Origin of the sequence: Nonomuraea recticatena, assembly GCF_039533245.1 — a bacterium.
In the GTDB taxonomy this organism is placed as follows: domain Bacteria; phylum Actinomycetota; class Actinomycetes; order Streptosporangiales; family Streptosporangiaceae; genus Nonomuraea; species Nonomuraea roseola.
Genome location: NZ_BAAATE010000004.1, coordinates 264,225 through 275,984 on the forward strand (window position 1 = coordinate 264,225; position 11,760 = coordinate 275,984).

Annotated in this window: 14 protein-coding genes; 7 read left to right on the forward strand and 7 right to left on the reverse strand. The window is 70.5% G+C overall.

Features of this window, described 5'->3' with window-relative positions:
* Positions 1-22: 22 nt before the first annotated feature.
* Entirely contained in the window at positions 23-2,044 is a 2,022-nt protein-coding gene (locus ABFX50_RS10150; protein ID WP_346145289.1) for a vWA domain-containing protein, read from the forward strand.
* On the opposite strand, the gene ABFX50_RS10155 is transcribed toward ABFX50_RS10150, so the two are convergent.
* The 3 genes from ABFX50_RS10155 to ABFX50_RS10165 are packed head-to-tail and all read right to left on the reverse strand — an operon-like array spanning position 2,041 to position 3,730.
* A complete protein-coding gene (locus tag ABFX50_RS10155) occupies positions 2,041-2,430 on the reverse strand; it encodes a DUF6292 family protein (protein ID WP_183655225.1) in 390 nt (129 codons plus the stop codon). The two genes, ABFX50_RS10150 and ABFX50_RS10155, sit on opposite strands and share 4 nt — an antisense overlap.
* A 19-nt stretch (positions 2,431-2,449) precedes the next feature.
* Positions 2,450-2,956, reverse strand: a complete 507-nt coding sequence (locus tag ABFX50_RS10160; protein WP_346145291.1) for a GNAT family N-acetyltransferase — start codon at positions 2,954-2,956, stop codon at positions 2,450-2,452.
* Positions 2,957-3,730 (reverse strand): GntR family transcriptional regulator, encoded by a 774-nt coding sequence (locus tag ABFX50_RS10165; protein ID WP_183655220.1) that lies wholly within the window; start codon positions 3,728-3,730, stop codon positions 2,957-2,959.
* Positions 3,731-3,903: 173 nt separating this feature from the next.
* On the opposite strand from ABFX50_RS10165, the gene ABFX50_RS10170 reads away from it, so the two are divergent.
* Entirely contained in the window at positions 3,904-4,158 is a 255-nt protein-coding gene (locus tag ABFX50_RS10170; protein WP_183655218.1) for a hypothetical protein, read from the forward strand.
* A 3-nt stretch (positions 4,159-4,161) separates the two neighbouring features.
* On the opposite strand, the gene ABFX50_RS10175 is transcribed toward ABFX50_RS10170, so the two are convergent.
* Positions 4,162-4,584, reverse strand: coding sequence for a DUF6292 family protein (locus ABFX50_RS10175; RefSeq protein ID WP_183655215.1), 423 nt, complete (start codon positions 4,582-4,584; stop codon positions 4,162-4,164).
* A 261-nt stretch (positions 4,585-4,845) separates the two neighbouring features.
* Here ABFX50_RS10175 and ABFX50_RS10180 point away from each other — a divergent pair, with 261 nt between their 5' ends.
* The 3 genes from ABFX50_RS10180 to ABFX50_RS10190 all read left to right on the forward strand — a co-directional run bounded on the left by ABFX50_RS10180 (position 4,846) and on the right by ABFX50_RS10190 (position 7,141).
* On the forward strand, positions 4,846-5,277 hold the full coding sequence (locus ABFX50_RS10180; protein WP_183655212.1) for a DUF2269 family protein: 432 nt from the start codon (positions 4,846-4,848) through the stop codon (positions 5,275-5,277).
* Positions 5,278-5,348: 71 nt separating this feature from the next.
* Positions 5,349-6,488 carry a sensor histidine kinase gene (locus tag ABFX50_RS10185; protein WP_346145295.1) on the forward strand — a complete coding sequence of 380 codons (1,140 nt, stop codon included), beginning with the start codon at positions 5,349-5,351 and terminating at the stop codon, positions 6,486-6,488.
* On the forward strand, positions 6,485-7,141 hold the full coding sequence (locus ABFX50_RS10190) for a response regulator (RefSeq protein WP_183655207.1): 657 nt from the start codon (positions 6,485-6,487) through the stop codon (positions 7,139-7,141). The genes ABFX50_RS10185 and ABFX50_RS10190 overlap by 4 nt, the downstream gene beginning before the upstream one ends.
* On the opposite strand, the gene ABFX50_RS10195 is transcribed toward ABFX50_RS10190, so the two are convergent.
* The 3 genes from ABFX50_RS10195 to ABFX50_RS10205 all read right to left on the reverse strand — a co-directional run bounded on the left by ABFX50_RS10195 (position 7,131) and on the right by ABFX50_RS10205 (position 9,433).
* Positions 7,131-7,808: a DUF2306 domain-containing protein gene (locus tag ABFX50_RS10195; RefSeq protein ID WP_346145297.1), complete on the reverse strand. Its 678-nt coding sequence runs from the start codon at positions 7,806-7,808 to the stop codon at positions 7,131-7,133. The two genes, ABFX50_RS10190 and ABFX50_RS10195, sit on opposite strands and share 11 nt — an antisense overlap.
* A gap of 179 nt (positions 7,809-7,987) precedes the next feature.
* Positions 7,988-9,127 (reverse strand): cystathionine gamma-synthase, encoded by a 1,140-nt coding sequence (locus ABFX50_RS10200; protein ID WP_183655201.1) that lies wholly within the window; start codon positions 9,125-9,127, stop codon positions 7,988-7,990.
* A 120-nt stretch (positions 9,128-9,247) separates the two neighbouring features.
* Entirely contained in the window at positions 9,248-9,433 is a 186-nt protein-coding gene (locus tag ABFX50_RS10205) for a hypothetical protein (protein WP_346145299.1), read from the reverse strand.
* A 147-nt stretch (positions 9,434-9,580) separates the two neighbouring features.
* Between ABFX50_RS10205 and ABFX50_RS10210 the strand changes: the two genes are divergently transcribed.
* Together ABFX50_RS10210 and ABFX50_RS10215 are read left to right on the forward strand one after the other, a co-directional pair.
* Positions 9,581-10,723 carry a sensor histidine kinase gene (locus tag ABFX50_RS10210; RefSeq protein WP_346145301.1) on the forward strand — a complete coding sequence of 381 codons (1,143 nt, stop codon included), beginning with the start codon at positions 9,581-9,583 and terminating at the stop codon, positions 10,721-10,723.
* Positions 10,724-10,886: 163 nt separating this feature from the next.
* Positions 10,887-11,750, forward strand: coding sequence for an NAD(P)-dependent oxidoreductase (locus ABFX50_RS10215; RefSeq protein ID WP_346145303.1), 864 nt, complete (start codon positions 10,887-10,889; stop codon positions 11,748-11,750).
* The last annotated feature ends 10 nt before the right edge of the window (positions 11,751-11,760 follow it).

Consider the following 11,760-nt stretch of genomic DNA (forward strand, 5'->3'; position numbering starts at 1 on the left):
GATCCCGGGTTAGCGTGGGCGCATGGGCTACCGCTATGGCGAGTACCACGACGGGCCTGACCCGCTTGCTCCGCCGTACGACGTGCGGGCGGCGCTCGACGAGATGGGCGACGCCATCCTGTCGGGGTCGACGCCCGTCCACGCGCTGCGCGACCTGCTGAAGCGCGGTCTGCCCGGCGCCGAGGACCGTCGCGGGCTCGACGACATGCTCAGGGAGGTCAGGCGACGCCGACGCGAGCTGCGCGAGCGCGGCAGGCTCGACGGCACGCTCGACAGGGCCCGCTCCCTGCTCGACAAGGCGATCGGGCAGGAGCGCGGCGAGCTGTTCCCCGACCCCTCCGACGACGCGCGGCTGCGCGAGGCCACGCTCGACAACCTGCCCGACGACACCGCGAGCGCCATCCAGGAGCTGAGCTCCTACGAGTGGCGCTCGGCGGCGGCCAGGCAGACCTTCGAGGAGCTGCGCGGCCTGTTGCGGCGGGAGGTGCTCGACGCGCAGTTCAAGGGGATGCGCGACGCGCTGGCCAACCCCGATCCCGCCGCGATGGAGCGGGTCAGGCAGATGATGTCGGACCTGAACGACATGCTGGAGCGCGACGCCCAGGGCGCCCACACCCAGAGCGATTTCGACTCCTTCATGTCGAAGTACGAAGACATGTTCCCTGAGCGGCCACGCACGCTCGAGGAGCTCGTCGACATCCTCGCCCGCAGGGCCGCCGCCACCCAGCGGATGCTCGCCTCGCTCACGCCGCGCCAGCGCGAGGAGCTCAACAACCTCATCAACCAGACGCTCGACCAGGCGGGGCTGTCGGAGCAGATGCGCCGTCTTGGCGACTCGCTCTACGCCCGCCGTCCCGATCTGGCGTGGGGCACCCCCGAACGGCTGACGGGCGAGGACCCCATGGGCATGGGCGACGCCGTGACGGCCCTGGAGGAGCTGGCCGACCTCACCCAGCTGGAGGCCGCCCTCCGCCAGGACTACCCCGGCGCGCGCCTCGACGACGTCGACGAGGCCGCGGTACGGCGTGCTCTCGGCCGCTCGGCCGTCGACGACCTGGAGGCGCTCAAGCGGATCGAGCGTGAGCTGGAGGAGCAGGGCTACCTGCTGAGGCGGCGCGGCAAGCTCGAACTCACGCCCAAGGCGGTGCGCAGGCTCGGAGAGACGGCGCTGCGCCGCGTCTTCGCCTCTCTCGACGCCGGGCGCAGGGGCGACCACGACCAGCGCGACGCGGGCTCGGCGGGCGAGCTCACCGGCTCGTCCAGGCCGTGGCGTTTCGGCGACGAGCAACCGATCGACGTCGTCCGCACCCTCGTCAACGGCATCCGCCGAGGCGACGCCTCCCCCCGCGCGCACGAAGGCAGGAGCGCGCCGTCCTCCCGGGGGACCCTGGCCCGTGGGCGCGGCGCGAGGCCGCATTCGAGGGTGCGGCTCTCTGTGGACGACTTCGAGGTCAGCGAGACCGAGCGGCGCAGCGCGGCCGCCGTGTGCCTGCTGGTCGACCTGTCGTACTCGATGGCGCTGCGAGGCACATGGGCCGCCGCCAAGCAGACCGCACTGGCCCTGCAGGCCCTGGTCGCCTCGAAGTTCCCGCAGGACGCCGTCCAGATCGTCGGCTTCTCCAACTACGCGAGGGTGCTGCAGCCCGACGAGCTCGCCGGCCTCGACTGGGACATGGTGCAGGGCACGAACCTGCACCATGCCCTGCTCATCGCGGGCAGGCACCTCGACAGGCATCCCGACTTCGAGCCTGTCGTGCTGGTCGTCACCGACGGTGAGCCGACCGCGCACCTGATGCGCAACGGCCGCTCCGCCTTCGAGTGGCCGCCCTCGCCCGAGACGCTGGAGCTCACGCTCTCCGAGGTCGACAAGATGACCAGGCGGCGAGCGACGATCAACGTGTTCATGCTCGCCGCCGACGACCGGCTGAAGGAGTTCGTCGACGAGGTCGCCAGGCGCAACGGAGGCAGGGTCTTCTCCCCCAGCGCCGACCGCCTCGGTGAGTACGTCGTCAGCGACTTCCTGCGGCTGCGCAGGGCCCGCTAAACGATCGCCGGGATCGTGTAGGTGGCCAGCCGCTCGTCGAGGCCGTCGCCGTAGTCGCGGAAGGATCGGTAGTGGGGTCGGACGTGACTGCCGCCCATGGCCTGCAGCACGGGCACGTCAGCGGGCTCGGGCAGCACGCCGCCGCCCAGATAGCGGGGGTCGGCGAGCACCGTGCGCACGCCCTTCTCCCCCGACAGGAACCGGCCGTGGCGCCAGCCGCTCTCCTCGTCCCAGACCAAGGCGGCCCCTGAGACCAGCAGGATGGTGGCGTCGCGGGGATCGAACGGGTCGTCCCACCACTCGACGGCATCGACGGCGAGGGCTACTTCGGCAACGTAGGCGACAGGCATCGAGAGCCATTCGGGCGTGTACGGCCGCATGCTCATCCCTTCGATGGGGGAGGCTTTACCCCACTGTAACCATCTTCCTGCGGAAGAGGGCCGCCGAGGGATACCCGGACAGGCGCGACATGCCCACGAAGTCGAACCCCTGGCGCAGGTAGTACTTGTGCAGCGACTCGTTCGTCTTCCATACGTCGATGCGCAGCAGGCCGGGCCCGCGCGCCTCCGCCCAGTCGATGATCTCGGCGCCCATGCCGTGGCCCGCGTGGTCGCGGTGGACGACAAGCCTGTGCAGGTAGAGGGCGGGGGTGTCGGGCTCGTGCTCGGCCCAAAGCTCCCTCTGCACCGCCGTGGTGAGGGTGACGGTGGCCGCGACACGGCCGTCGCGCTCCCCCACCCAGGTCAGGCGCTGCTCGATGCCGCCCATGACCCTGGCGTCCCTGGCCGTCCTGTCGGGCCACGGCCGCTGCCACTGGTCGGTGTCCTTGTCCGCGAGCCAGGCCGCGGCGTTCTCGATCAGGCCGATGATCGCCGGGAAGTCGTCCGGCGTGGCCTGGCGCAGGTGGATCATTCAGCTCCGGTCTCGATACTTCGCCGGGACGGACCCGATGTGGTAGACGAGGCGGTTGCGGTCGGCCGGATAGACGGTCACGGTGAGCCTGATCGGCCGCTCGGCGTCGAAGGCGGTGCGCCACAGCACCTGGACCGACACGCCCGCCCCCGTCACGGCGAAGAAGGCGCTCTCGTCGGGGTAGGACATGCGGGCGGTCAGCTCGTCGGTGTAGCCGACCTGCGGGTGCCCGAGATCCTCGAGCAGCCTGATCGTGCCCCGCTCGATGTCACCCGGCCTGATGAGGTCGGTGCCGTCGGCGATGTCCATCGGGTAGTAGGAGGTCTGCAGCGACCACGGCGTGCCGTCCACGAAGCGCTGCTGGACCCTGGTGACCACCTTGGCGCCGACCTTGACGTCGAGCCTGAGGGCCACGTCGGCTCGGGCCTCCACGACGTCCACGTGCGGCCTGCCCACCTCGGGACGGCGCCCGCGCAGCAGGACGGAGGAGACGTAGGCGTCGCCCGGCAGGTCGGCGGCGCGCCTGCCCTCCTCGTCCGACAGCAGCACGGGGAAGGTGTCGGGCCTGCGGCGCACGAAGGTGCCCTCGCCCTGGCGCTTCTCCAGCAGCTCCTGGTTCACCAGCTGGCGGATGGCCTCGCGCACGGTGTTGACCGAGAAGCCCGAGGAGTCGCGCAGCTCGATCTCGGTGGGGATCTGGTCGCCCGGGGCCCACCGTCCGTCCTCGATGGCCTTGCGCAGGCGGTCGGCCAGCTGCTGGTACTTCGGAGGCACCGGATCGCTCCTCTTTGAGTTCCGATGGTTTGGATGACACCAATCATTGGTATGACTGGGTTTACCCAACTGAATCCTACACGAAGGATTCCCTGCGAGAACGGACGCGGCAAGGAGGCCGCATCTCGGGACCGCGACCCCCGATATCCACCTCAGACCGAGGGGAGGCCTCCATGTTGGAAGCAGCCATCATCCTGGCGCTGATCATCGCGAGCGGGGCGGCGGGTGTGTTCGTCGTCGTGGTGATAGGGATCCACCACGAGGACGGCAGGAGCTCGGCCACCGGCGCGCCACCAGGCCCGATCCACGCGGGCACCAGACGCATTCTCGGGTTCACCGTCGATCACACGGGATGCAGGTACGCGACCAATGACCAGCACGCACCCTTCGACTGCCCGACCTGCGACACGAAGGAACGAGCGACCTGACGCTCAGGCGTTGAGCACCGCGCAGTAGTAGCTGAGCGCGACGTCGAACCCGTCGCGGCAGTTACGGTGGGAGCGGTAGCAGGGACGCCATGCCGAACTGGCGCCGACCCCGGCGCGCGCGTCGGCCAGCGCTCCCGGCACCCGCTCCGGCCTGGGCAGCAGGCCGTGGCCGAGGTAACGCACCCCCGCCAGCTCGGTGTGCAGGCCGTGGCCGCCGGAGACGAAGGCTCCGAGGCGCCAGCCGCTCTCCTCGTCCCAGACCAGGGCACTGCCGTCACGCAGGCGAAGGGTGGCGTCACGAGGGTCGCAAGGACCCTCCCACCAGTCGGCCACCTCGTCGCCGAGCAGGTCGACGACCTGACGGACGTAGGAGAACGGCTGGCGCACCCATTCCTGTGAGTACGGCTCGACGTGCCTCACGGCCACGACGGCACCCCCTTGTGCCTGGAGAACAGAATGCCAACCATACCGGCGCTGAACTTATTCCATTGCCAGAGCGTCTAGTCATTACGGACGATATTCGGGAAGGAGGAAGCCATGCTCGCCATGATTGTGCTGCTCGTCGTGATGGCCGTCGGCATCGCGGCTTTCGAGCTGTGCATGAGCTGCCCTCACGACCGCGAGGAGCCCCAGAAGGCGGGTCGTGAGTAATACCGGTGCGATCACCGGACGACTAATGTCAGCCCCATGAATAGCACGTTGCTCTGGCTGCACATCGCATTCGCGATCTTCGCCATCGGCCCGCTCACCGCGGTGATCATGGCCGCGCCGCGCGCGATCCGCGCCAAGAACGCCGCCGTCCTGCAGACCCTGCAGCGGATGACCCGAATCTACGGGATCGGCTCGCTCGGTGTGCTGATCTTCGGCGTCTGGCTCGGCGCGAGCCTCGGCGTGCTGGGCCGTTGGTACATGTCCGCGTCGATGACCCTGTTCGTCGTCGCGCTCGTCCTGCTCTTCCTCGTCGAACGCGACCTTCGCGCCGCCGTCAGGGTCTTCGCCACCGAGACCCCCGCCGACGACGCGAAGGTCGAGAACGCGCGCATCGCGATGATCAGCGGCGTGATCGGCCTGATCTACCTCGTGATCCTGTTCTTGATGATCTTCCCCGGCGAGGGCTAGGACGCCACGAGACCCTGTTCCTCCTCCTTCGGGCCGATCCGGAGGGGCAGGGGCTCTCATACGATGATGGGGTGCTCCCCCTTCTTCGTTCCCTGTGGGACGAACCCCGCCCTGCCCGTCCGCCGCGGCGAGGCCGGCGCGACTGGGGCCTGGTGGGGCTGCTCGTGGCGCTCGCGGTGCTCGAGGGGGTGCTGCGGCCCGACCTCCCGTGGCGGGCCGTCTCGGTGACGCTCACCGTGGCGCTGGTACCCACCCTGTTGTGGCGCCGGAGCAGACCGCTGCCGATGGTCGCGATCGCCTTCGGCGCCCTGAGCCTGGCGCCGCTCCTGACGGGCGGCCACTCCCCCGAGACCTACACCATGGTCTTCCTGCTGCTCCTGCCGTACTCACTGTTTCGCTGGGGGGCGGGGCGGGAGGCCGTGATCGGGTTGGCGATCATCCTCGGCAGGGCCTTCCTCTCGGCGGTCGTCGACCATCCGGGCCTCGGCGATCTGATCGGCGGGCTCGCCATCCTCTTCTCGGCCGTCGCTCTGGGGCTGGCGTTCCGGTACCGGGCCAGGGCGAGGAGACGCGAGCTCGATCACGTCAAACTGCTCGAACGTGAGCAGCTGGCCCGCGACCTGCACGACACCGTGGCTCATCACGTCTCGGCCATGGCGATCCGCGCGCAGGCGGGCATCGCCACCTCCGCGACGCGGCCGAGCGCCGCGACCGAGGCGCTCGTCCTGATCGAGTCGGAGGCCTCGCGCGCCCTCGCCGAGATGCGCGCCCTGGTCCGGGTCCTGCGCCAGGACCAACCGGCGGACCTGGCGCCGGGTCAGCACATCGCCGACCTCGAGCGACTGGCCGGCCGAGCTCGCTCGGGCCCCTCCGTCGACGTGGAGATCCACGGCGACGTCGACGACCTCCGCCCGTCGGTCGGCACCGCGATCTACCGCCTCGCGCAGGAGTCGGTCACCAACGCCCTGCGACACGCTCGGCACGCCACCCGCATCGAGGTCCGCGTGTCCGCCGACGACACGTCGGTGCGCCTGCGCGTGAGCGACGACGGCGACCCCAGCTCCGTGCCGGCCGCCCCCTCTCAGGGGTACGGGCTCATCGGCATGGCCGAACGCGCCGACCTGCACGGCGGCACCTGCGAAGCGGGCCCGAACCCCGATCGAGGGTGGACCGTGACCGCCGTGCTTCCGAGGAAGGGGGCGGCGACATGAGCATCCGGGTGATCGTCGCCGACGATCAGGAGATCGTCCGCACCGGGCTCGCCATGATCCTCAACGCCCAGCCGGACATCGAGGTCATCGGCGAGGCCGCCGACGGACGGCACGCCGTCGAGCTCGCGCGGCGGCTGCGCCCCGACGTGTGCCTGTTCGACATCCGCATGCCGGGCATCGACGGCATCGAGGCGACCCGCGCCCTCGCGGGGCCGGCCGTCGACGACCCGCTGGCCGTCGTCGTCATCACCACGTTCGACCTCGACGAGTACGTCTACGCCGCCCTGAGGGCCGGCGCCAGAGGGTTCCTGCTGAAGGACGCGGGCACCGCCCTGCTCTCCCAGGCCGTCCACGCGGCCGCCGACGGCGACGCCCTCATCGCGCCGAGCGTCACCGCGCGGCTGCTCAGGACCTTCGCCGCCGCCGGATCCTCCGCCTCGCCCGTGCAACCCATCGAGGCGCTCACCGAGCGCGAGGAGCAGATCCTCGCCACCGTGGCGCGCGGGCGGACCAACAGTGAGATCGGCGACGAGCTGTACATCTCTCTCAGCACCGTCAAGTCCCACATCGCCAGCCTCATGGCCAAACTCGGCGCCCGCAACCGCGTCGAGATCGCCATATGGGCCTACGAGACCAACCGCGTCAGGAACTGAAGGCGGCCGGCCGCCTGCGGATGACCCATTCGACCACGACGAGGTTGATCGCCCAGCCCGCTCCCATGAGCAGCGCCCTGCCGAGCTCGTCCGGCAGGCCGAAGAACAACAGCCAGGGCAGGTGGACCAGCACCTGCGTGCCCGCGCCCATGCCGATCGCGTATCCACGGATCATCCAGGCGCGGTGCCTGGCGAAGTCGCGCCGCCGGATCGCGGCCAGACCCAGCGAGATCGCCACGACCATGGCCGTGCCGAACAGGAGCCGGAAGGCGGCCAGAAGGTCGCCGTCACCGACAGGGCGGGCGTAGAACAGCGTCATCCACAGGCCCGAGAGCGCGGCGACCAGTCCGCAGGGGACGAGAATCCGCCCGGCGACGCGATGCCAGCCCGGCCTCCTGCGGCGGAAGCGGGGGGCGAACTGGAAGGCGCCCAGCAGGCTGTACACGGCGGCGCAGAAGATGTGCACCACCACGGGCAGGGGTGCGGCGAAGAACCGCGCGTTCCCCGGCGTGACGTCGCCGCCCGCGAGCTCGGTCAGACGGACGCCTCCCGCGATCAGGGGAACGACGCTGAGCACGACCAGCACGGTGGGCAGCAGCCAGCCACCCCTGCCGCCTGCGGTGTTTCGGGGACGCGGAGGATGTGCCGTCAGGCTCTTGTCGGTCATGAGGCGATCGTGACCGCTGGGAGGGTGACGGCTCATCGGCAGAACGGCCCGATCCGAACCGGCCGATCATCCATGAATCAGGCGTACTTTCGGCGAGCCGTCGCCGAAGGCCACGTGCGACGGCGCGGCCTGCCCGCTCGTCCGGGCAGGCCCGCCACCGTCCGCCTCGCGGGAAAGCCCTAGCCCAGCGCCTGGGTCAGGTCGGCGAGGAGGTCGTCGACGGTCTCGATGCCGACCGACAGCCGCACCAGGTCGGAGGGCACCTCCAGCGGCGAGCCGGCCGCCGAGGCGTGCGTCATCCTGCCGGGGTGCTCGATCAGCGACTCCACGCCGCCGAGCGACTCGCCCAGCGTGAACAGCTTCGTCCTGTCGCAGATGTCGACGGCCTCCTGCTCGCCGCCGTCGACGCGGAAGGAGACCATGCCGCCGAAGCGCTTCATCTGCTTGGCCGCCACCTCGTGCCCCGGGTGCTCGTCGAGGCCCGGGTAGAGGACCTGCGTGACGCGCGGGTGGGCGAGCAGCAGGTCGACCACGCGCTCGGCGTTGTCGCAGTGGCGGTCCATCCGCACGCCGAGCGTCTTCAGCCCGCGCAGCGTCAGCCACGCGTCGAACGGGCCTGCCACGCCTCCCATCGCGTTCTGGTGGTAGGCCAGCTCGTCGCCCAGCCCCTTGTCCGCGGCGATCAGCGCGCCGCCGACCACGTCGGAGTGCCCTCCGACGTACTTCGTGGTCGAGTGCACGACCACGTCGGCGCCCAGCGCCAGCGGCTGCTGCAGGTACGGCGAGGCGAAGGTGTTGTCCACCACGAGCAGCGCGTCGTTCTCGTGCGCCAGCTGGGCCAGCGCGGCGATGTCGGCGATGCCGAGCAGCGGGTTCGTCGGCGTCTCGACCCAGATCAGCCTGGTCTTCTGCGTCATGGCCGCGGCCACCGCGTCGAGGTCGCCCAGCGGCACGGGGTCGTAGTGCAGCCCCCAGCGCTCGTGGACCTTGGAGAACAGCCGGTAGGTGCCCCCGTAGGCGTCGTTCGGGATCACCACGTGGTCGTTGGGCCTGCAGACAGTGCGCAGCAGGGTGTCCTCGGCCGCCAGGCCGGAGGCGAACGCCATGCCCCTCACGCCGCCCTCGACCGCGGCCAGCGCCTCCTCCAGCGCGGTCCGCGTCGGGTTGGCCGACCGGCTGTACTCATATCCGCCCCGGAGACCGCCCACGCCGTCCTGCTTGTAGGTGGACGTGGCGTAGATCGGCGGCACGACCGCGCCGGTCACCGGGTCGGGCTCCTGGCCTGCGTGAATCGCCAGGGTCTCAAAACCATTGCTCATGCCCCCCACGCTAGCCCAGGAAAAACGTGAAGCCCGTGATCCGTCCCCCAACCGATCACGGGCCTCATCGTCGTCACGGGCGGCTTGTCCCCCAACCGCCCACCCGTGACGGGTCTGGTGTCAGGCCGCCCTGCTCTCGCTCAACTCCTCGGCGGCGGGCCGCGGCAGCCGTATGACGTCGGCGTTGATGTGACGGCCGCTCGCGCCCTCGGCCGGCTCCCCGTTGATGCGGGAGAGCAGCACCGGGTCGGCCAGCGCCAGCAGGACGGCGACGACGAGCCCGATGCCCAGGAACACGAATCCCATAACGACCATTTCCTCATCCCCTTCGACGCTTCAAGCATGCGCGCCGCGACGCCGGCCCCGAATCGACTGAAGGACTGGTCCCCGGTTCAGGAGGTCGGCCGAATGGTGGATATGAGGGCTCCGACTTCCGGCCTAGGCTCGGGTGCCGTGGGGGACAACAAACGCTTCGTCTACTGGGTCAGGCGGCTCAGCGAGATCGCCATGATCGGCTGGCTGAGCATGATGCTGCTGGTCGATCTGGCCGTCGCCGTGGGTGCGGGAGGGCTGCAGTTCCTGGTTCCCGTGTGCGGGGCCGTCGGCATCGTGGCGGTGGTGCTGCGCAGGCGCTACAGGATCGAGGGGTTCGCCGTCCTGATGGCCTGCTCCCTCGGCGTCTCCCTCCTCATCGGCGCGATCGACGTCGTAGGGGTCCCAGGGTCGGCGGAGAGCGGCGCGCTGCTCATTCTCACCATCGGCGTCCTGCGGCACGTCGATCCCGTGCGGAGGGCGGCCACGCTGAGCCTGGTGGCGATGGGCGTGCTGATGGCCGAGGGCGGCATGCGCGACTATCACAACGGCGGCCTGGCCTTCTCCTTCATGCTGTTCATCGGCTGGGCCACGGCGGCGGGCGTCGGCGGCTACCTGCGCTTCCAGCAGGAGCGGCGCGTCGAGGCCATCCACACCGTCCGCCGATCCGAACGTCTGGAGCTGGCCAGGGAACTGCACGACCTGGTCGCCCACCACATCACCGGCATCGTGGTCCAGGCCCAGGCCGCCAGGACGGTCGCCGAGATGAAGCCCGAGGCGGTCACCCCCGCCCTCGACGCCATCGCCAACGCGGGGGTCGAGGCACTCACCTCGATGCGCCGCCTGGTCAGCGTGCTGCGTGCGGAGGACGAGGCCGCCCGCACCCCCGGCACCTCCCTCGCCGACCTGCGCCTGCTCACCGAGCGCTTCAGCGCCGGAGGGCCGGGCGTCTCCTTCGAGGTCGGTCAGGGCATCGCCGATGGCGCGCTGCCGCCCGAGGTCATGACCACCCTGCACAGGGTGCTGCAGGAGTCGCTCACCAACGTCCGCCGCCACGCCCCCGGAACCGGATGGGTGGAGGTCGATCTGCGGCTCCACGAGCGCACCGTACGGCTGCGCGTGCGCAACTACGGCTCGGCCACCGACCCGCGCCTCTCACGGCTCGGCGGGGGCTTCGGGCTGGTCGGCATGGCCGAGAGGGTCGAGGCGCTCGGCGGCAGGCTGCTGGCAGGGCCCACCCCTGAAGGCGCGTGGGAGGTGTTCGCCGAGTTCCCCCTCACCTGAGGCGTGGAGCCTGTCGCACTCCCGCTCGCCCAGCTCCGGAGCGCCCCGGCCGGCCGGTAGCCGGAGGGGTCGCGCACCACCGCGTCGGCCGGGCCGAGCGCGCGACGCATGACCCTGAGCCGACCATAAGGATTTCCGAAGTACGGTCGCCGAGGCTGGGGGCATGACAACGCATGTGACTGTGATCGGCCTCGGGGCCATGGGCTCGACGATGGCCGAGATGTTCTTGAAGGCGGGCCACCAGGTGACGGTGTGGAACAGGACACCCGGCAAGGCGGGCGCGCTGGTGGCGCTCGGCGCGCACGAGGCGTCCTCGCCCGCCGAGGCCGGAGAGCTCCTGGTGATCAGCCAGCTGGACTACCAGGCGATGTACGACAGCCTCGGCGAGGTCGACCTGCGGGGGAAGGTGCTGGTCAACCTCAGCTCCGACGCCCCCTCGGTCCTGCGCGAGGCCTCGGACTGGGTGGCCGCGCGCGGCGGCGTGCTCGTCACCGGAGGCATCATGGTCCCGCCGCCCGGCATCGGCCGGCCCGGCGCCTACACCTTCTACAGCGGCCCTTCCGAGGTCGTCACCCGCCACACCGAGACGTTGAAGGCGATCAGCGACGTCACCTACGTCGGCGCCGACCCGGGACTGGCGATGGTCTTCTACCAGTCGCAGCTGTTCATGTTCTGGTCCGGGCTGACGGCGTACATGTACGCGAGCGCGCTGGCGCAGAGCGCGGGGGTGGCGCCTTCCCAGCTGCTTCCCTTCGCGCAGGAGACGTTCGGCGGGATCGCGGGCGAGGGGCCGATGGGGTTCCTGAAGTACCTCACGGCCGAGTTCGAGGAGCGGTCCTACCCCGGCGAGGACAACAGCCTGCACATGCAGGCGGTGGGGATGGGCCATGTGGTGCACGCGTTCGAGGAGGCGGGGATCGACGCCACGCTGCCCGTCGCGTTGAAGCGCCTGTTCGAGCGCGCCGACGCGGAGGGGCGCGGGGCCGAGGGCCTGGGCACCGTCATCGAGTCCATCAAGAAGCCCTGACCACCCGTAC